Below are 19,517 nucleotides of genomic sequence, written 5' to 3'. Positions count from 1 at the left end.
CGCCCGTTTGCCAGCCAGCCAATCACATCGCACCGCTTAGGGTGGAACGATGCGCAGCCGCCGCCTCGTCGCCATCGCCCTCGTCGGCGTGCTCGCGCTTTCCGCGTGCAGTACGGACGATCCGCCGCCGATGCATCCCACGGCGGGCGCCGCCGGCGCGGGCGATCCGTACTACCCCGGCGACGGCAACGGCGGTTACGACGCGCTCGATTACCACGTCGGCGTCGGTTACGACCCGGCGAGCGGGCGCCTCGACGGCGACACCACGGTGACGGCGAAGGCCACCCAGGACCTCAGCCGCTTCGACCTCGACCTGCGCGGCCTCGACGTGCAGTCGGTCGAGATCGACGGCGGCCCGGCGAAGTTCAGCCGTGACAAGGCCCTCAAGCTGGTGGTCACGCCGCCTTCGCCGCTGCGCGCGGGAACGACGTTCCACACCCGGGTCCGTTACGGCGGGGACCCGTCGAAGACCGCGCACGAGGGCGCCAGCGAGAACGGCTGGAGCCGCTCGGCGGACGGCGGCGCGTACATGGTGGGCGAGCCGCACTCGGCGGCGTTCTGGTTCCCGGTCAACGAAACCCCGCGTGACAAGGCGACCTTCACCCTTACCGCGCACGTGCCGGCGGGCTGGACGGTGATCTCCAACGGCCGTGAGCAGGGCAGCTCGACGACGGCCGGGAAGACGACCAGCACGTGGACCGAGCCGAACCCGATCGCCAGCTACCTCACCACCATCGCGATCGACAAGTTCACCGTGGAGCGTTCGACGCTGCCGGACGGGACGCCCGTGGTGTCCGCGTACGCGCCGGGCGCCGAGGCCCGCGAAGGCACCGGGAGCCAGCTGCCCGACGTGCTGGCCTTCCTGGCCGGCAAGTTCGGCCCGTACCCGCAGAGCGCCGCCGGCGGGATCTACCTCGACGAGGACATCCACTTCTCGCTGGAGACGCAGACGCGTCCGACGTACGCGAAGTGGGCCGAGCTGCTCACCCTGGTGCACGAGAACGCGCACCAGTGGTTCGGCGATTCGGTTTCGCTGGATTCCTGGTCGGACATCTGCTTGAACGAGTGCTTCGCGTCGTACGCGCAGTGGCTCTGGGCCGAGCGCGAGGGCCAGAACCTGGACGACCGTTACCGCGCGGCCGTCGAAATCACCCACGACAGCACGGACTTCTGGAGCCAGAAGCTCACCGGGATGGGGGCCGGCCACGAGTTCGAAGGCGTGTACGACAAGGGCATCCTCGCCATGCACGCGCTGCGGCGGCGGATGGGCGAGACGGCGTTCGACCGGCTGCTGCACGAGTGGCCCGCCGAGCACCGCCACGGCAACGCGACGTGGGACCAGTTCGAGCAGCTGGTGTCGAAGGTCAGCGGGCAGAACCTGACCGCGTTCGTCGACGACTGGTTCCGCGGCGCGAAACGGCCGGACGACGCCGACCTCTACCCCGGCTCCCTGCGTTCCTGATCGGAGCTGCCGAGCAGCGAGCGGGTCAGCGCGCCACGAGCGTCCTTCATCTCGGCCAGCGCCTCCGTCAGGTCGGCGTCGACGACCGTGACCTGCGGGTCGTCCGGCCGGACGGTGATGGCGCGCAGAGCCGCGCGGCGCAGCAATTCCTTCACGAACGAAGCCGTGACGCCCGCGGTGGCCTCGACGATCGGCGCCAGGTCGGCGGTCACGTTCAACCCGCGGGAGTACAGCTGCAGCAGCGCGGCGCGGCCGGCGGCGTCGGGGAGCGGGATCTCGACGGCCAGGTCCACCCGGCCCGGCCGGTCGGCCAGCGCCTTCTCCAGCTGGCTCGCGCGGTTGGTGGTGAGCAGGAACGTGACGTCGGCGTCGCCGCCCACGCCGTCCATCGCGTCGAGCAGGCTGAACAGCAGCGGGCCGCCGCCCGAGTGGTGGCTGCGGTCCTCGGCGATCAGGTCGACGTCCTCGACCACGACCACGCTCGGCTGGAGCCGGCGCGCGAGAGTGGCCGCCTTGGCGACGAAACGCATCGCCGTGCCGGTCAGGACCACCACCGTGCTGCCGGGCAGCCGCCCCATCAGATACCGGACGGTGTGGGTCTTCCCGGTGCCGGGCGGCCCGTGCAGCAGCAGGCCGCGCTTGAGGTGCTGGCCGGCGGCGAGCAGCCGTGCGCCCTGCTCGGCGATGCCGATGGTGTGCCGCTCGACGGCGTCCAGCACGCCCTCGGGCAGCACCACCTCACCCTCGTCCAGCGCTGGGCGGGGCAGGAAGGTGAGCAGCTCGTTGCCACGGTGCTCGCTGACGCCGAACGCCAGCACCTGGCCGCGCAGCACGTCGTGCTCGACCATCAGCTGCTCGATGCGGTCGCGCGCCGCGGTGGCCGCCGCGCGACTGCCCGAGAGCACCTCCAGCCGGCACTGCATCTGGCCGTACTGGGGATTCGCGCCGCGGACGCCGATCAGCACCCGGGCGCCGTCCGGCGCGACGGTGCCCACCAGGCCGAGCTGCACCACGTCCGCCGCCGCCTCGGGCCCGACCGCCGCCGTGCGGTAGTCGACCGCGCCCAGCTCGTACAGCCCGTGGTTCCGCCCGGCGACCAGCATGCCCACCAGGTCCTCGTGGCCACGCTGCCCGCCGGCGATGCCGAACCAGTCGGTGACCGTGCCGTGCTCGGCGAGGTACGCGTCGACGCCGGCCTGGATGTTCGCGTGCTCCCAGTCCTCGAAGACGCGCGTGACGACCAGCGCCTGCGCCAGCGGCACGCCGAGGTGCCCGGTGACCCGGTCGATCAGCTCGTTGGACTGGCCTCCCGCGACCGAATCGGCGGCGGCTTTGACGAGGCGCTGAAAGTCGCGGGCGAGCTCGTGTTCTTCCCCCATGCCTCCCATGGTGACACGGATCGGACCCCTCAGGCCGGGCCGACTGTCGGGGAGGGTCAGTAGGCTGGGGGCATGGCAGTGGTCAAGATCAACGCAATCGAGGTCCCCGAAGGCGCCGGCCCCGAGCTGGAGAAGCGCTTCGCCGCGCGGCTGCACGCCGTCGACAACCAGGAGGGCTTCCTCGGCTTCGAGCTCCTCCGCCCGATCTCCGGCGAGACGCGCTACTTCGTCTACACGAAGTGGGAGACGGAAGAGGCTTACCAGGCCTGGGCGGCCGGACCGGCGCGCGAGGCCCACGCGGGCGAGCGGGCGAAGCCGGTTTCCTCCGGCGCGAACCTGCTGGAGTTCGAGGTGGTCCAGGCGTCCAAGCCGGGTGAGTGAGGAACTCACCCGCGCGGCCGAGCTGATCCACGGCGCCGGCGCGTTGCTGGTCTGCGCCGGTGCCGGCATGGGCGTGGACTCCGGGCTGCCCGATTTCCGCGGTGGCGAGGGGTTCTGGCGGGCTTACCCGCCGTACGCCCAGCTCGGCCTGCGCTTCGAAGAGCTGGCCGACCCGCGGCACTTCGCCGACGACCCCGAGCTGGCGTGGGGCTTCTACGGGCACCGGCTCGCGCTGTACCGCCGGACCGTGCCGCATCGCGGATTCGAGCTGCTGCGCGCGTGGGGCGAAGCGAAACCCGGCGGCGCGCGCGTGTTCACGTCCAATGTGGACGGCCAGTTCCAGGCGGCCGGCTTCCCGCGCGTCGCCGAGGCGCACGGCTCGATCCACCACCTCCAGTGCGTCGACGGCTGCGCGGATGAGATCTGGCCGGCATCCGATGTGGACATCGACATCGACGAGGCGACCATGCGCGCCCGGCCGCCGCTCCCGTCCTGCCCACGCTGCGGCGGCCTGGCCCGGCCCAACATCCTGATGTTCGGCGACTTCTCCTGGGTGCCGCACCGCAGCGAGGAGCAGCTCGACGAGCTGACCGCGTGGCGGCGGGAGCACCGGGACCTCGTGGTGGTCGAGCTGGGCGCCGGGCAGGCCGTGCCCACCGTCCGCCGGTACGCCGAGCTGGCCAGTGCCGCGAACGGCGCGCTGGTCCGGATCAACCCGCGTGAGCCCGAAGTCCGGCACGGCCGCGGCGTCTCGATCGCGGCCGGGGCGCTGGAGACGTTGCTCAGTCTCGGGTGAGCGGCCGCTTGAGGTGCAGCAACGGGAACGGGCGGCCTTCACCGTCGGTTTCAGACCGGCCCGCGACCACAAACCCTTGCCGCGCACAGAAACCGGCTGCCTGCGGGTTCTGCTCGTTGACGTCCAGGGTCAACGCCGGGTAGCGCGCCAGCGCCGCACGCAACAGTGCCGTGCCGACGCCGCGCCCGCGGAAGTCGTTGTGCACGAAGAGCATGTGCAGCTCGCCGCCGCCGGTGCCGGAGAAGCCGACCGCCTGCCCGTCCACCACGGCCACGGTCAGCTCCACTTCCGGCAGGTAACCCGGGATCAGCGCCGCGTAGTACTCGACGTCTTCGGGCGTCAGGAAGTCGTGCGTGGCCTCGACGGCGCTGCGCCAGATCTCCAGCAGCCTCGGGAATTCCGCCGGTCCTCGAGCGGACCTCAGCTCGACGCTCACGGCAGCCGCACCTGCGCGTACACCGCGCGGTGGTCGGTGCCCGGCACGTCCAGCACGCGGTAGTCCTGCACGGCCGCGCGCTTGTCGACCAGCACGTGGTCCAGGGTCACCAGCGGGACCCGGCCGGCGGGCCAGGTGGGCAGCAGGCCGTCGCCGCGCTGATCGGCCGCGTCCTGGTAGCCGCGGGTCAGGACGGTCTGCAACGCGGCGTGGTCGAGCGTCGCGTTGAAGTCGCCGGCCAGGATCCGCAGGCCGTGCTCGCCGGCGGCGCGCGAGAGGTCCTTGATCTCGGCCTCCCACTGGTCCGCGCCGCTGTCCGGGGACAGCGGGTGCACCGCGACCAGCTCCACCGTCGTGCCCCCGCCGAGGTCGGCCAGCGCGCCGGGCTGCTTCGCGGCGGAATCGCCCGTGTAGTTCTCCTCGGTGAGCGGGAACCGCGAGACGATGCCGGAGCCGTTCGCGCCGGAAGCCGGGTGCAGCACGCGATTCGGCAACAGTGCGAACAGGCCCGCCTGCGTCAGCCCGGCGACCGCGGCCGGCGTCAGCTCGAGCAGGTTGAGCACGTCGATGTGGTTGTCCCGGACCAGGTTCACGATCGCTTGCGGGTCGGCGCGGCCGAGGTAGAGGTTCGACGACATCACGCGCAGCGTCTGACCGGTGACGGCGGGCTGGTCGTCGGCCAGCACCCGCGGGGTGACGAAAACCGCCAGCAGGACGGCCATCGCGAGCGCGATCCCGCCCGTCCACCAGCGGCGCAGCGCGAGCGCCAGCCCGCCGAGCAGCAGGCCGTAGACCACCGCGTACGGCGTGAGGGACAGCAGCGCCAGCGTGTACCAGCCGCCGTCGTAGCCGACCGTGCGCAGGGCCGTGAGCAGCGCAAACGGCACCCCGGCGAGCAGCAGCAGGCCCGTGACCAGCCGGTTTCGCGGCCGGCGCACGCGCACCTCGTTGTCGATCACCATGGCCTTGAGTATGCCGACCCCCGTTCGCCACGGGTGGGGACCGCACCGTTCCTCCACCAGACCTTCACAGCGGCTGACAGCGCGCTGTGCGCGTGCTGACAGCGCCCCCGCCCACAGTGGTACTCAAGCGACAGCAGGAGGAGGCACCAAGAATGTCGCATGCGATCCGGGCCGAGGGCCTGGTCAAGCATTTCGGGGAGACGAAGGCGCTGGACGGGGTGGACCTGGAGGTCCCGTTCGGCAAGGTGGTGGGGGTGCTCGGGCCGAACGGCGCGGGCAAGACGACGGCGGTGCGCATCCTCGCGACACTGCTCAAGCCGGATTCCGGGCACGCCACGGTCGGGGGTTACGACGTGGTCAAGGACCCGGTCCGCGTCCGCGGCCTGATCGGGCTCACCGGGCAGTACGCGTCGGTGGACGAGGACCTGAACGGCACCGAGAACCTGATGCTGATCGGCCGGCTGCTCGACTATTCGAGGGCCGACGCGAGGGCCCGGGCGAAGGAGCTGCTGGAGCGGTTCGAGCTGTCCGACGCGGCGAAACGCCCGGTCCGCACCTACTCCGGCGGCATGCGGCGCCGGATCGACCTGGCGGCGAGCCTGGTCGGCAGGCCCGAGGTGCTCTACCTCGACGAGCCGACCACCGGGCTCGATCCCCACGCCCGCAACGAAGTCTGGGCGGTGGTGCGCAACCTCGTCGCCGAGGGCGCGACCGTGCTGCTCACCACGCAGTACCTCGAAGAGGCCGACCAGCTGGCCGACAAGATCACCGTGATCGACCGCGGGCGCGTGGTCGCCGACGGCCGCGCGGACGAGCTGAAGCGCCGCACCGGCGGCCAGACCCTGCAGGTCCGGCCCACTTCCATGGCCGACCTGGACGCGGTCTTCCGCATCCTGGCCAACCTCACCGGCGTGCGCCCGACGCGCGACGACGACACCGGCCTGCTCACCGCCCCGGTGTCCGACCCGGTGCTGCTGTCCACGCTCGTCCGCAAGCTCGACGAGGCCGGCATCACCTCCGACGAGCTGGCCCTGCGCCTGCCGAGCCTCGACGAGGTGTTCCTGGCGCTGACCGGCCACACCGCCGAAGAGCCCGCTTCGGACCGTTCACTGGAAAGGACCCCGTCGTGACGACCCTGGCACTGGAGCCGCCGCGGCACATCAGCCCGGCGAAGGGGGCGCAGCACGCGCTTTCCCTGGCGTGGCGCGGAATCCTGAAGATCCGCAAGAACCCGGAGCAGCTGGCCGACGTCACGCTGATGCCGATCATCTTCCTGCTCATCTTCACCTACCTGTTCGGCAACGCCCTCGGCGGCTCGATCACGAACTACCTGCAGACGCTGGTGCCGGGCGTGATCGTGATGAACATCCTGCAGGCCAGCCTGAGCGTCGGCGTCCAGCTGAACACCGACGTGAACAAGGGCGTGTTCGACCGCTTCCGCAGCATGCCGATCGCGCGGTCGGCGCCGCTGATCGGGGCGGTGCTGGCGGACATCGTGCGGTACCTGGTCTGCCTGGCCGTGCTGATGATCGTCGCGACGATCATGGGCTACCGGCTTGGCACCGACCCCGGCCAGTTCGTCGTCGCGATCCTGCTGGTGGTGGCGTTCGGCCTGTCCTTCTGCTGGGCCTCGGTGTTCGTCGGGATGCTGATGAAGACCCCGGGTGCCGCGCAGGGCCTGATGTTCGTGTTCGTCATGCCGCTGACCTTCGGCAGCAACGTGTTCGTCTCCACCGCCACGATGCCCGGCTGGCTGGCCGCCTGGGCGGACATCAGCCCGGTGAGCCTGATGGCCAACGCCTTGCGCGGACTGATGAACGGCGGGGCGGTCGCCGGCCCGCTCGGCGGCGCGCTGGCCTGGATGGTCGGCCTGATCCTGGTCTTCTTCCCGCTGGCCACCTGGGCCTACCGCCGGCGGGTGTGAAGGGGGCGGCACGGGGGTGCCGGAGCGGGCGGTCTTCCTGGCGCGGGGGTGCCGGGAAGACCGCCCGCCGCCGTCCGCGGCTCAGGCGTCAGTGTCCACTTCGGACATCAGCCAGGCGATCCCGTCCTCGCGCCGCAGCGCCCGGATCTCCGCGACGATCTCGGCGTACCGCGGCCCCAGCGCCGCCTCCAGCTCGCCGATCAGGGTGACCACCTCGGGGTTGCCGAGGTCGAACCGCCCGCGGACCGCCGCCGACAAGCCGAGCAGCCGGGCGGCGACCTCGCCCCGGCCCTGCTGGAAGCGGATCTGCGCGAGCAGCTCCACCACCCGGGCCAGGTCCGGCATGTCCGATCGCCGGACGACCGACCGGATCACCGCCACCGCACCGGGCTCCGCGAGGTCCGGGTGGTGTTCGGTCAGGTGGATCGCCGCGCTGTAGAGCCCCAGCCACTCCGCCTCGAACTCACTGGGGAACGGCCAGGTCCCGGCCATGGCCTCGATCTCGCGCGTCATGGCCCAGGCCTCGGGCAGCCGCTTCTCGCGCAGCAGGATCTCGGCCCGGCCGAACGACAGGAGCATCAGCAGCTGACGATTCCCCGCCGCGTAACGCTCGGCGGCCTCCAGCTCCCGCCAGGCCCCGGCGTGGTCCCCGGCGCGGGACCGCTCGATGGCCAGCCGCCACCACTGCTGCACCGCGTCGTCGTCGGAGCGCAGTTCCAGTGCCAGCCGCAGCCCCTCGGTGTAGGCCGCGATGGCCCCTTCACGATCGCCGCGCTCCGAAAGGCTGTTCGCGCGGAAGCTCAGCGTCATGGCCAGCCCCCACCGGTCCCCGACCGCAGCGAACCCCGCGTGCGCCTCCTCGCGGGCCTGTTCCGCCGCCTCCAGCTCGCCGAGGTCGCTGAGCAGGAAGCTCTCCGCCCAGCGGCCCGCGGCCCGGCCCCAGTCGTCCGAGGTGTTCAGCGCCCGCTCGATCTCCCGGCGGGCCAGCTCCCGGTGTCCACTGAGGAAAGCGACCATCGGCAGCGCGACGCACAACCACGGGTTCCGGTCCACCGCGCCGGTGCGGACGCAGTCCTCGATCAGGTCCTCGGCACCCTCCAGCTGCTCCGGCCCCATCACCGCCCGCATCATCATCCGGATCAGCCGCAGCCCCGCCGCGGTGTCCGCGGGCAACCGGTCGCCGAAGGCCAGCACCTCGTCCGAGTAGGCCCGCGCCCGCTCGCTCTGGCCGAGAATCGTGAGGTACCAGACCAAACCGAAGAGCAGGCGGCCGGACGAATCGGCGTCGGACATCTCGATCGCGGCACGCAGCGCACCGGTCAGGTTGTCGTTCTCCCGCTCGTAGACGTCGATCGCCTCGAGCTGGGCGGCCGAGCGCAGCATCGGGTCGAGGCGCTCGGCCAGTGCGAGGTAGTACCGCACCATCGAGGCTTGGAGCGCCTCCCGTTCCCCCGCGTCGACGAGCCGCTCGGTCGCGTAGACCCGCAGCGTTTCGAGCATCCGGTACCGCTGCTCGCCGCCGACGTCAATCGTGTCCACAATGGACTTCTCGAGGAGCGAGCCCAGCACGTAGCCGATCTCGCCGGCGGGCAGCTTGTCGTCGGCGCAGACCTGCTCGACGGCGGTCTCGTCGAACGTCGCCGCGAACACCGCGAGCCGCCGGGCGAGCGTCACCTCGGCGTCGGTGAGCAGGTCCCAGCTCCACTCGACGACCGCGCGCAGGGTCCGCTGGCGCGGCAACGCGGTGCGGCTGCCCGAAGTGAGCAGGCGGAACCGGTCGTCGAGGCGCTCGGCGATCCGGGCCACGGGCATGGACCGCAGCCGCGCCGCGGCCAGCTCCAGCGCGAGCGGCATCCCGTCGAGGCGGCGGCAGATCTGGATCACGGCGTCCACTGTGGACTCGTTCAGGGTGAAATCCGGCCGGACGGCGACGGCGCGGTCCAGGAACAGCCGCGCCGAGTCCAGCACCCCGACTTCGCCCGGCGACGCCGATTCCGCCGGCACCTCCAGCGAACCGAGCGGGCACAGCGCCTCCCCGGTGATCGCGAGCGGCTCCCGGCTGGTGGCGAGGATGCGCAGCCCGGGCACGCGGCGCAGCAGATCGTCGGCCAGCTGCGCGGCGACGTCCACCACGTGCTCGCAATTGTCCAGCACCAGCAACGAATCCCCGCCGGTCAGCGCCTCCACGGCATGGTCGAGCAGGTCGACCGGCCGCCGCAGCACCTCGGCCTCGCCGGCGCGGATGTCGCGGACCTCGAGCGCGGTGAGCAACGCGCCCAGCACGTCGTGGGAGTCGCGGACGCCGGCCAGCGGCACGAACCAGACGCGGCCGCGGCCGTGCGCGGGATGCCGCGAGGCCGCCTCGGTCGCCAGCCGCGTCTTGCCCGCGCCGCCCGGCCCGACCAGCGTCACCAGCCGGGATCCGGCCAGCAGCTCGGCCAGCAGCTTGAGCTCGTCGTCACGGCCGACGAAGCTGGTCAGCCGCACCGGCAGCCGGTCCGCGACCGGGGCAGCCGGGGCGAACTCACCGCGCAACGCCTGGAGGTGCACCTCCTGCAGCTCCGCCGACGGGTCGACGCCCAGCTCGTCGGCGAGCGTCGCCCGCAGGGTGGCGTAGACGGCGAGCGCGTCGGCCTGCCGCCCGGCCGCGCACAGCGCCCGGATCCGCAGGCCGGCCAGACGCTCACGCAACGGATGCGCCTCCGCCGCCGTGGTCAGGTCGGCGAGCACGTCGGCATGGCCGCCCAGGCGCAGTTCGGCCTCGAACCGGTCCTCGGTGACCTCTGTACGCAACTCCTCCAGCCGCGTCGCGGGCGCGGGCGCGAAGGGCGCGTCGAGGACGTCGGCCAACGCGTCGCCGTGCCACAGGCCGAGGGCTTCACGCAGCAGCTCGGCCGCGCGGGTGTCGTGGCCCGCGGAAAGCTCGCGCCGCCCTTCGGTCGCCAGGCGTTCGAAGCGGTGTACGTCGACAGCCCGCGCTTCGAGCGCCAGCCGGTAACCGCCGGAGCCGGACTCCAGCTCGGCGCCGGCCGGCCGCAACGCCCGGCGTAGCCGCGAGACCAGCGATTGCAGCGCGTTCGCGGCGTCCGAAGGCGGCTCGTCGCCCCACAGGCCGTCGATCAGCGCCTCCGCGGAAACGGCCCGGCCGGCGTCCAGGGCGAGCCGGGCCAGGAGCATGCGAAGGCGGGCCCCGCCGATGTCGATCGGGGTGCCGTCTTCACCGGCCGCGCGCAGCGGCCCCAGCAGCGCCAGGCGCATGACACCAGCTTTCCAGACCGTCGCCCGGACGGAGCACGAACGGCCGGGCGGGAACCGACGGAAGTGTGGACTTTTACGACAAAAAGCCCGAACCAGCTGAGTGTGGGCCGGGCCGGGAGATAAGTTGCAGCCGGGTTCCACGCAGCAGATGTGCAGACAGGAGCGTCCATGACTTTGCAGCACCGCTGGCGTCGTCCGGCCGTGATGGCCGCGGCCACGCTGGCCGCGCTCAGCCTGACCAGCGGGGTCGCCTCGGCGGGCCAGGACGGCTGGGGCGCGCCGACGCCCGGGTCCGACGGCGCCGGCGACAGCTACTACCCGCAGGACGGCAACGGCGGCTACGACGTCGCCGACTACGACCTCAAGGTCGGCTACGCGCCGGACACCCACCAGCTGACCGGCCTGCAGACCGTCTCCGCCCGGGCCACGCAGTCGCTCAGCTCGTTCGACCTCGACCTGAGGGGCCTCACCGTCGACTCGGTCAAGGTCGACGGGCGCACCGCGGAGTTCAGCCGCACCGGCGACCACGAGCTGGTGATCAAGCCGTCCCGGCCGCTGTTCCGCGGCCAGCAGTTCCGGACCGTGATCGCCTACCACGGGGTGCCGGCGCCGATCCAGGACCCGTCGCTGGGCGCCAACGGCTGGCAGTTCGGCAAGTCCGGCGGCGCGTTCGCCGCGGGCGAGCCGAAGTCGGCCACCACCTGGTACCCGGTCAACGACACCCCGCGCGACAAGGCGACCTTCCACCTCGCCATCACCGTCCCCGACGAGTGGGGTGTGATCGCGAACGGCCGTGAGGTCGGCTCGCACAAGACGGCGAACGGCACCACCCACATGTGGGCCGAGTCGACGCCCGTGGCGCCGTACATGACCACCGTCGCCATCGACAAGTGGACGTTCGACCGGCAGAAGCGCCAGGACGGCACGCCGATCGTCAGCGCCTTCGCGCCCGGCACGCCCGATTCCACCAAGCAGGCCGAGGCGAAGCTGCCGGAGATCCTCGACTTCCTGGAGTCGAAGTTCGGCAAGTACCCGGTCGACGCGGCGGGCGGCATCTTCCTGGCCGAGCCCATCGGGTTCTCGCTGGAGACGCTGAGCCGCCCCATCTACTCGGGCCGCGCGGGCAACGTCGACACGATCGTCCACGAGAACGCGCACCAGTGGTACGGCGACACCGTGGCCGTGGACCACTGGAAGGACGTCTGCCTCAACGAGTGCTTCGCCTCGTACGCGGAGTGGCTGTGGTCGCAGGCCAAGGACGGGGTCGACCTCGACGCCCAGTACCTCGACCAGGTCAAGACGGCGAGCACCGCGTTCTGGAACGGCAAGCTGTACGACATGGGCCCCGGCAACGAGTTCACCTACGTGTACTCGAAGGGCCCGCTCGCGCTGCACGCGCTGTCCAAGTACATGGGGCAGGCCGCGTTCGACCGGGTGCTGAAGACCTGGAACAGCTTGCACCACAACGGAAACGCGAGCATGCAGGAGTTCCAGCACTACGCGGAGTCGGTGTCGCACAAGAACCTGCAGGGGTTCTTCGACGCGTGGATCTACGGCAGCGGCAAGCCCGCCGACCAGTACCTCTACCCGGGTGGCCTCAAGCCCACCGCCTGACCCCGCCGGTTCGTGAAGGCCTCCCTACTCTGGTGGGGAGGCCTTCACGGCGTTCGGAGGGAGAAACACGGATGACGGTGCTGCTGACCGGGTTCGAGCCGTTCGGCGGTTCGGCGACCAACCCGTCCTGGGAGGCGGTCTCCCTGGTGGCCGCGCGGCGCGAGGAGGTGGTGGCCGTGGAGCTGCCGTGCGCCTTCGACGCGTCGCTGCCCGCGCTCCGGGCCGCGATCGAACGGCACCGGCCCGACGTCGTCGTCTGTGTCGGTCAGGCCGGCGGCCGCGCGGACGTGACGCCGGAGCGCGTCGCGATCAACCTCGTCGACGCGCGCATCCCGGACAACGCCGGCGCGCAGCCGGTGGACGTGCCCGTGGTCGAGGGCGGCCCGGCGGCGTACTTCACGTCGCTGCCGGTGAAGGCCGCGGTGGCGGCGATCCGCGCGGCGAACCTGCCCGGCTCGGTTTCGCACACCGCCGGGACGTACGTGTGCAACCAGGTCTTCTACGGCCTGATGCACCTGCTGGCCACGGACTTCCCCGGCCTGCGCGGCGGTTTCGTGCACGTGCCCTCGTCACCGGACCAGGTGCCCGACGGCGGGCCGAGCCTGCCGGTCGAGCAGTCGGCGGCGGCGCTGAACGCGGTGGTCGACACGGTCCTGTCCGTGCGTGAGGACCTCACGGTGTCCGCCGGGACACTGAACTAGGCGACACCCGGCTTGAGCTGTTCGGTGAAGAACCGGACCAGGTCCTCGGGGGTTTCCTTGGCCTTGGCGGCGTCGACGCTCACCAGCATCCCGCACGCGGGCCGGCCGTCGGCTTCGAAGATCAGCAGGCCGGCGAGCTGGCCGATGCCCGCGACGTACCGGCCCTGCATCCCGCCGCCCGACCAGGTGCCGCGGACGATCTTGCTGCCGCCGCCCATCTGCGTCTGCGCGCCGGCTTCGAGCACGTCGAGGCTGAGGCCCTGGTAGTACGTCACGGATTTGCCCGCCCCGGTCCCGGAGCCGAACTCGCAGGTCACGGCGTTCTGCGCGGAGACCGTGCGGGCGAGCACTTCCGCGGGGGCGCACGACGACCGGCTGGCGACGGTGCCCGCGAGCGGGCGGACGCACGGCGTGAACCCCAGGCTGTCCGGGGCGCCGGTCTGCTCGCAGCCACTCGCCACGGCCGGAGTGCCGGAGCCGGCGCCGAGCGTCAGCACCAGCACCACCGCGACGATCGCGACGAGCACCAGCGCCCCGGCCCCGATCAGAATCGGCTTCTTGGCGCTCTTCTTCGGCGGCTGCCACAACTGCACCGGCGACTGCTGGGAAGGCGGCTGAAACGCTTGCGGCGCAACAGGTTGGCTCTGCTGCACGGCGACCGGCTGACTCTGGTGCGGCGCCGGATAGGCGGCCACCGGCTGGCTCTGCCGCGGCGACGGCCAGGCCTGATCCGGCCGGGCCGCGGGCGGGCGGACCGGGGCGAAGGCGGGCACGGTGAGGCTCGGTCCGCCGTCGCCGAGTGGCACGTGGTGCAGCCCGAACGCGACCGCGGTCTCCGGCTGGTCCTGAGTGGTCGGGACGACGCCGAGGGTCGAGCCGAGCAGCCCGGCCAGCAGCGGCATCCGGCTCGGCCCGCCGACCAGGTACACGCCGCCGAGCTGCCCGGGCGCCAGGCCGGCGCGGCGGATCGTGGCGGCCAGCAGCTCCGCGCTGCGCAGCAGGCTCGGCCGCACCAGCGCTTCCAGCTCGGCGCGCGTGACGAGCACATCGCCGAACGGGTCGGGCATCGGCACCTCGGTCTGCTGGTGGCGCGAGAGGCTTTCCTTGGCGTCGCGGACATCCTGCAGCAGCGCGCGGCGACGGCGCCGGTCGCCGGTGTTCTCCGGGCGCAGCAGCTGCTGCCACTGCGCGGGGTCGGCGTGCGAGACCGACCGTCCAACGTGGACCAGCAGCGCCTGGTCGATGTCGAGGCTGCCGAGGTCGGGCAGGCCGTCCTCGGCGAGCACCGAGAAGCCCTGGGTGCCGATGCCGACCACAGCGCAGTCGAACGTCCCGGCGCCGAGGTCGTACACCGCGAGCGGGCCGTTATGCGGGGTCTGGGTACGCAACGTCGCGTAATGGGCGGCCGCGGCGACGGGCTCCGGCACGAGGTGGACGTTCGTGAACCCGGCCCGCGTCGCGGCGTCACGCAGCGTCTGCTGCCGGGCGGCACCCCAGCCCGCGGGATGGGAAATGCGGACCTGCCCCGGCCCACGCGAAAGCTGGCGCTCGGTCTCCTCGCCCATCCGCCGGAGCACGGCGGCGAACGCGTCGGCGACGTCGTAGGTGCGCTCGCCCAGCAGCAGCCGGCCGTCGTCGATCCGGCGCTTGGGGTTCGGCTCGAACCGGCTGGGGTCGAGCCGCGCTCGGCGCTCGGCGTCCTGCCCGACGACCAGCAGCCCGTCGTCACCGGCGTACACCGCGGACGACATGGTGACGGAACCGTCGACCTCGATCGCCCGAGGCCCGCGGCCGAACGCCGAAAGCACGCCGACCGTGCTGGAAGTGCCGAAATCGATCGACAGGACGTCCACTCGCTCCCCTCCCGAAGGCCTCGGGCATCGTCTCACGAACGGGCGACCCTGCGCGGACAAGCCAGGAGGGCGGCTCCCCGATGGGGAACCGCCCTCCTGGTGAACTGATCGGCCGAGACGTCAGTCCGCTTCGGTTTCGTGGTTCTCGTCGTGGCCGACGGCCCCGATCGAGACGGGCGGCGCGTCCGGGACGGACGACGGGCGCTTCTCACCGCGGAAGGTGAAGTGGGCTTCGTCGTCGCGGTCTTCGGGGTTGCCGCTCCAGCCGTCGACGTCGACCAGGATGATCTGGCCGGCTTCGATCTCGCCGAAGAGGATCTTCTCCGAGAGCTGGTCCTCGATCTCCCGCTGGATCGTGCGACGCAGCGGCCGCGCGCCCAGCACCGGGTCGAAGCCGCGCTTGGCCAGGAGTGCCTTGGCCTTCCCGGTCAGCTCGATCTCCATGTCCTTGGCCTTGAGCTGCTTCTCCACCCGCCCGATCATCAGGTCGACCATCTGGATGATCTGGTCCTGGGTGAGCTGGTGGAACACGATGATGTCATCGATCCGGTTCAGGAACTCCGGCCGGAAATGCTTCTTCATTTCCTCGTTGACCTTCTGCTTCATCTTCTCGTAGCGGTTCGACACGTCCGCTCCGGAGGAGAAGCCGAGGCTGACGGACTTGGAGATGTCCGACGTGCCCAGGTTCGAGGTGAAGATCAGCACCGTGTTCTTGAAGTCGACCGTGCGGCCCTGGCCATCGGTGAGCCGGCCGTCTTCCAGCACCTGCAGGAGCGTGTTGTAGATCTCCTGGTGCGCCTTCTCGATCTCGTCGAACAGCACCACCGAGAACGGCTTGCGCCGCACCTTCTCGGTCAGCTGGCCACCCTCTTCGTACCCGACGTAGCCGGGAGGGGCACCGAACAGCCGCGAGGCCGTGTAGCGGTCGTGGAACTCGCCCATGTCGATCTGGATGAGCGCGTCGTCCTCACCGAACAGGAACGCCGCGAGCGCCTTCGACAGCTCGGTCTTGCCGACACCCGACGGCCCGGCGAAGATGAACGACCCCGACGGCCGCTTCGGGTCCTTCAACCCGGCGCGGGTACGGCGGATCGCCTGGGACACGGCCTTGACCGCGTCCTCCTGCCCGATGATGCGCTTGTGGAGCTCCTCCTCCATGCGCAGCAGCCGGGTGGTCTCCTCCTCGGTCAGCTTGAACACCGGGATGCCGGTCCAGTTGGCCAGCACCTCCGCGATCTGCTCGTCGTCGACCTCGGCGACGACGTCGAGGTCGCCGTCCTTCCACTGCTTCTCCCGCTCGCCCTTCTGGCCCAGCAGGGTCTTCTCCTCGTCCCGCAGCCGCGCGGCCCGCTCGAAGTCCTGCGCGTCGATCGCGGACTCCTTGTCCCGGCGCACGTCGGCGATCTTCTCGTCGAACTCGCGCAGGTCCGGCGGCGCGGTCATCCGGCGGATCCGCATCCGGGCGCCGGCCTCGTCGATCAGGTCGATCGCCTTGTCCGGCAGGAACCGGTCGTTGATGTACCGGTCGGCCAGCGTCGCCGCCGCGACCAGCGCCGAATCGGTGATCGAGACGCGGTGGTGCGCCTCGTACCGGTCCCGCAGGCCCTTCAGGATCTCGATCGTGTGCTCGAGCGAGGGCTCGCCGACCTGGATCGGCTGGAACCGGCGCTCCAGCGCGGCGTCCTTCTCGATGTACTTGCGGTACTCCTCGAGCGTGGTCGCGCCGATCGTCTGCAGCTCGCCCCGGGCCAGCATCGGCTTCAGGATCGACGCCGCGTCGATCGCGCCCTCCGCGGCACCCGCGCCGACGAGCGTGTGCAGCTCGTCGATGAACAGGATGATGTCGCCGCGGGTCTTGATCTCCTTGAGCACCTTCTTCAAGCGCTCTTCGAAGTCACCGCGGTACCGGGAGCCGGCGACCAGCGAACCCAGGTCCAGCGTGTAGAGCTGCTTGTCCTTCAGCGTCTCCGGGACCTCGCCCTTGACGATGGACTGCGCCAGCCCCTCCACCACGGCGGTCTTGCCGACGCCGGGCTCACCGATCAGGACCGGGTTGTTCTTGGTGCGCCGCGACAGCACCTGCATGACCCGCTCGATCTCCTTGCCGCGCCCGATGACCGGGTCGAGCTTGCCCTCGCGGGCCAGCACGGTCATGTTGCGGCCGAACTGATCCAGCACCAGCGACGACGACGGCGTGCCCTCGCCGCGGCCGGAGCCGGACTCGGTCGACTTCTCGCCGGTCTGGTAACCCGACAACAGCTGCAGCACCTGCTGGCGCACCCGGTTCAGGTCCGCGCCCAGCTTGACCAGCACCTGCGCGGCGACACCCTCGCCCTCGCGGATCAGGCCCAGCAGGATGTGCTCCGTGCCGATGTAGTTGTGGCCGAGCTGCAGCGCTTCGCGCAGCGACAGCTCCAGCACCTTCTTCGCCCGCGGCGTGAACGGGATATGCCCGCTCGGCGCCTGCTGGCCCTGGCCGATGATCTCCTCGACCTGCTGGCGCACTCCCTCGAGGGCAATGCCCAGCGACTCCAGCGCCTTGGCGGCGACACCCTCACCCTCGTGGATCAGACCCAGGAGGATGTGCTCGGTGCCGATGTAGTTGTGGTTGAGCATCCGGGCCTCTTCTTGGGCCAGGACGACCACCCGCCTCGCGCGGTCGGTGAACCTCTCAAACATGCGCACTCCCTCGACTGCTGCGTCGGCGGCCCGTTTCCTTCGTGGAACGAACCCACGACGGACAGCACCGTGCAGACCACTGTAGTAGCCGCGCGGTCGCGCTGACGTACCACTACTGCTCTCGGTGGTCCTTTCGCACCCGGCCGGTGACCGTCCGGTCACCCCTCATCATCCGGTTGCCCTGCACCTTTACGTCAAGGAGAACGTGCGAACCGCCACCCGGATTCCGCTCGGGGCCCCCTGTCCGCTCACCGCGAACACGCCCTGTGCGCTGCGAGTTCCACCAGTTGGGCACCCGATTGGCGTAGTCGGCGATCGCCTGTAAGGTTAGGCAGGCCTAATGAGGTTGGCGGACAGGAGGGCCGCGGTGAACCAGCAGCGGTCCTTCCGCGATGCCCGCGATGTCGGCGACGGCCTCGCCTCCTCGTTGCTGCGGGTCGGGGGGCTGCAGGAGCGCGGGGAGCTGCGACGCGACGTGCCGGCCGACTGGTTCCGCTGCGCCGACCTGCTCGCGCGGCCGGTGCTGTTCGACGAGTGGCGCGAGGTGCTGTCCTCGTGGCTGATCGGGGAGCACGGCTCGGCGCCTTCGCAGACCGCCGCCAGTTACGTCATGTCCTGGTACCTCCACGTGCCCGCGTACGTCGGCGCGCTGCTGCTGCACCACGAGCGCCGGGTTCCTTCCCTCAAACCGGAACTCCTCGCGTTCGGCCTCGGCGAAGACCGCCCGCACCCGGAGGGGATGGCGGTGCTGGGCGACGCGTTCTACTGCCTGCCCACCGATCCCGGCTCGGCCCGCCCGGAGGCGACAGTGGTGCGTGACGAGCGCGCGCTGGCCGGCGTGCTGCGGGCCCAGTACGTGGCCCACGCCGCCCGATTCGTCCGCGCGTACGCGCCGGGAACCCGGCTCGGCCGCCGCATGCTGTGGGCCGCCGCGACGGACGCGCTCGACAACTCGCTCTGGTGGGCCGGCCGCCAGGGCGGCACCCAGGACGCGGAGGGCGCGGGCGTCGCCGACGCGGCACTGGTGCTCGACGAGCGTCATCGTCCGTTGACCTCGGCCTCGACCCTGCGGCTCACCGACGGCCCGGACGGCCACCGCGAGTGGGCTCGCCGTCGCGAGAGCTGCTGCTTCTCCTACCTGCTGCCCGGCGAAGCCGAGTGCGGAGAGTGCCCGCGGGTCTGCGCCCGCTGAAGGATTAGCCCGGCCGGGTGGACTTCCAGCAGGTCCAGGCCGGATCACCACTCGCGGGGTCCCGCAGGTGCGCGGCCCGGCGGCGAATTGGCGGAATCCGTGCGGAAATGGGGTCCCGGCGGGGAAATGATCGCTGCAATCGACAAGTTGCCGACGGCAAAGCGGTCGGGCACGCCGACTCGTCGAGTACTCGACCGCCGACACCGGGTAAACAATGGCGGCCGATCGGCGCGCCTCGGACCGGCACGTGGGTGATCCGGATATACCGGCCGAACGAGGCGGCGGCGTGAGCACCGGCCGGCACACCGCGGAACCGGACAGGAAACGGACAACAAAAACGGCCGCCGGAGATAACCCGGCGGCCGCTTCGAAGCGTCAGAGCCCCTCAGTTCTTCTTGTGGTAAGCCTCCACGACCTCGGACGGGATGCGTCCGCGATCGGAAACCTGGTAGCCGTTCTTACGCGCCCAAGAGCGAATCGCCTGGTTCTGCTCGCGGTCGACCGTGGCCGGCCGCGCCGCCGCCTTCCCGCCCGCGACCGGACGAAGGGCCGCGCGCTTACGACCACCGGCGCGGCGGGCGTGCTCGACGTACTGGGCGAGCGCGTCGCGCAACTCCTCGGCGTTTTCCGAGGACAAGTCGATCTGGTAGCTCACGCCATCCAAACCGAACTCGAGAGTCTCTTCAGCCTCACTGCCGTCGAGGTCATCGACCAGCGAGACCAGCACCTTCTGTGCCATCTGTTTCCTCCTGCGGGGGCTTACGCGAATGATCTGGGTACGGGGCGAGCCCCGGGACAGAAGTCTTTGACACCTGTATTAATACCCGCTCACCCCGACCTGTGCAAATCTCGATTGAGATAAACCTCAGCGGTTCTGCGC

General features: G+C 71.1%; 15 protein-coding genes. 8 read left to right on the top strand and 7 right to left on the bottom strand.

Annotation, left to right across the window (positions count from 1 at the left end):
* Nucleotides 1-49 precede the first annotated feature (49 nt).
* Nucleotides 50-1,462: a M1 family metallopeptidase gene (locus tag BMY97_RS13545; RefSeq protein ID WP_091617172.1), complete on the top strand. Its 1,413-nt coding sequence runs from the start codon at nucleotides 50-52 to the stop codon at nucleotides 1,460-1,462.
* On the opposite strand, the gene BMY97_RS13540 is transcribed toward BMY97_RS13545, so the two are convergent.
* The gene (locus BMY97_RS13540) at nucleotides 1,438-2,850 is read right to left on the bottom strand and encodes an AAA family ATPase (protein WP_425425267.1); all 1,413 of its coding nucleotides are present in this window, start codon (nucleotides 2,848-2,850) and stop codon (nucleotides 1,438-1,440) included. The genes BMY97_RS13545 and BMY97_RS13540 overlap by 25 nt on opposite strands.
* Nucleotides 2,851-2,913: 63 nt before the next feature.
* On the opposite strand from BMY97_RS13540, the gene BMY97_RS13535 reads away from it, so the two are divergent.
* Together BMY97_RS13535 and BMY97_RS13530 are read left to right on the top strand one after the other, a co-directional pair.
* Complete coding sequence (locus BMY97_RS13535) at nucleotides 2,914-3,222, top strand: antibiotic biosynthesis monooxygenase family protein (RefSeq protein WP_091617170.1); 309 nt, start codon at nucleotides 2,914-2,916, stop codon at nucleotides 3,220-3,222.
* A complete protein-coding gene (locus tag BMY97_RS13530) occupies nucleotides 3,215-4,018 on the top strand; it encodes an SIR2 family NAD-dependent protein deacylase (protein ID WP_091617169.1) in 804 nt (267 codons plus the stop codon). Before BMY97_RS13535 ends, BMY97_RS13530 begins: the two co-directional genes overlap by 8 nt.
* Here BMY97_RS13530 and BMY97_RS13525 read toward each other — a convergent pair.
* Both BMY97_RS13525 and BMY97_RS13520 read right to left on the bottom strand, forming a co-directional pair.
* A complete protein-coding gene (locus BMY97_RS13525) occupies nucleotides 4,005-4,454 on the bottom strand; it encodes an acetyltransferase (RefSeq protein ID WP_091617168.1) in 450 nt (149 codons plus the stop codon). The two genes, BMY97_RS13530 and BMY97_RS13525, sit on opposite strands and share 14 nt — an antisense overlap.
* The gene (locus BMY97_RS13520) at nucleotides 4,451-5,416 is read right to left on the bottom strand and encodes an endonuclease/exonuclease/phosphatase family protein (RefSeq protein WP_091617167.1); all 966 of its coding nucleotides are present in this window, start codon (nucleotides 5,414-5,416) and stop codon (nucleotides 4,451-4,453) included. Before BMY97_RS13520 ends, BMY97_RS13525 begins: the two co-directional genes overlap by 4 nt.
* Before the next feature lie 152 nt (nucleotides 5,417-5,568).
* Between BMY97_RS13520 and BMY97_RS13515 the strand changes: the two genes are divergently transcribed.
* Entirely contained in the window at nucleotides 5,569-6,546 is a 978-nt protein-coding gene (locus BMY97_RS13515) for an ATP-binding cassette domain-containing protein (RefSeq protein ID WP_091617166.1), read from the top strand.
* Nucleotides 6,543-7,340 (top strand): ABC transporter permease, encoded by a 798-nt coding sequence (locus BMY97_RS13510; RefSeq protein ID WP_091617165.1) that lies wholly within the window; start codon nucleotides 6,543-6,545, stop codon nucleotides 7,338-7,340. The genes BMY97_RS13515 and BMY97_RS13510 overlap by 4 nt, the downstream gene beginning before the upstream one ends.
* Before the next feature lie 81 nt (nucleotides 7,341-7,421).
* Here the strand turns inward: BMY97_RS13510 and BMY97_RS13505 are convergent, their stop codons facing one another.
* Complete coding sequence (locus BMY97_RS13505) at nucleotides 7,422-10,598, bottom strand: AfsR/SARP family transcriptional regulator (protein WP_091617164.1); 3,177 nt, start codon at nucleotides 10,596-10,598, stop codon at nucleotides 7,422-7,424.
* Between the two features lie 168 nt (nucleotides 10,599-10,766).
* Between BMY97_RS13505 and BMY97_RS13500 the strand changes: the two genes are divergently transcribed.
* Together BMY97_RS13500 and pcp are read left to right on the top strand one after the other, a co-directional pair.
* On the top strand, nucleotides 10,767-12,212 hold the full coding sequence (locus BMY97_RS13500) for a M1 family metallopeptidase (RefSeq protein ID WP_091617163.1): 1,446 nt from the start codon (nucleotides 10,767-10,769) through the stop codon (nucleotides 12,210-12,212).
* A 71-nt stretch (nucleotides 12,213-12,283) separates the two neighbouring features.
* Nucleotides 12,284-12,913 (top strand): pyroglutamyl-peptidase I, encoded by a 630-nt coding sequence (pcp, locus tag BMY97_RS13495; RefSeq protein WP_091617162.1) that lies wholly within the window; start codon nucleotides 12,284-12,286, stop codon nucleotides 12,911-12,913.
* On the opposite strand, the gene BMY97_RS13490 is transcribed toward pcp, so the two are convergent.
* Both BMY97_RS13490 and BMY97_RS13485 read right to left on the bottom strand, forming a co-directional pair.
* The gene (locus tag BMY97_RS13490; RefSeq protein ID WP_091617161.1) at nucleotides 12,910-14,766 is read right to left on the bottom strand and encodes an Hsp70 family protein; all 1,857 of its coding nucleotides are present in this window, start codon (nucleotides 14,764-14,766) and stop codon (nucleotides 12,910-12,912) included. The genes pcp and BMY97_RS13490 overlap by 4 nt on opposite strands.
* A 120-nt stretch (nucleotides 14,767-14,886) precedes the next feature.
* Entirely contained in the window at nucleotides 14,887-17,445 is a 2,559-nt protein-coding gene (locus BMY97_RS13485; RefSeq protein ID WP_091617160.1) for an ATP-dependent Clp protease ATP-binding subunit, read from the bottom strand.
* Between the two features lie 367 nt (nucleotides 17,446-17,812).
* Here BMY97_RS13485 and BMY97_RS13480 point away from each other — a divergent pair, with 367 nt between their 5' ends.
* Complete coding sequence (locus BMY97_RS13480; protein WP_091617159.1) at nucleotides 17,813-18,637, top strand: (2Fe-2S)-binding protein; 825 nt, start codon at nucleotides 17,813-17,815, stop codon at nucleotides 18,635-18,637.
* A 385-nt stretch (nucleotides 18,638-19,022) separates the two neighbouring features.
* On the opposite strand, the gene BMY97_RS13475 is transcribed toward BMY97_RS13480, so the two are convergent.
* Nucleotides 19,023-19,376 carry a histone-like nucleoid-structuring protein Lsr2 gene (locus BMY97_RS13475; RefSeq protein WP_091617158.1) on the bottom strand — a complete coding sequence of 118 codons (354 nt, stop codon included), beginning with the start codon at nucleotides 19,374-19,376 and terminating at the stop codon, nucleotides 19,023-19,025.
* Between the last annotated feature and the right edge of the window lie 141 nt (nucleotides 19,377-19,517).

This window comes from Amycolatopsis saalfeldensis (genome assembly GCF_900110575.1).
In the GTDB taxonomy this organism is placed as follows: Bacteria; Actinomycetota; Actinomycetes; order Mycobacteriales; family Pseudonocardiaceae; genus Amycolatopsis; species Amycolatopsis saalfeldensis.
Note: the sequence above shows the minus strand (reverse complement) of the source record. Positions and strands in the feature narration are given on the sequence as shown.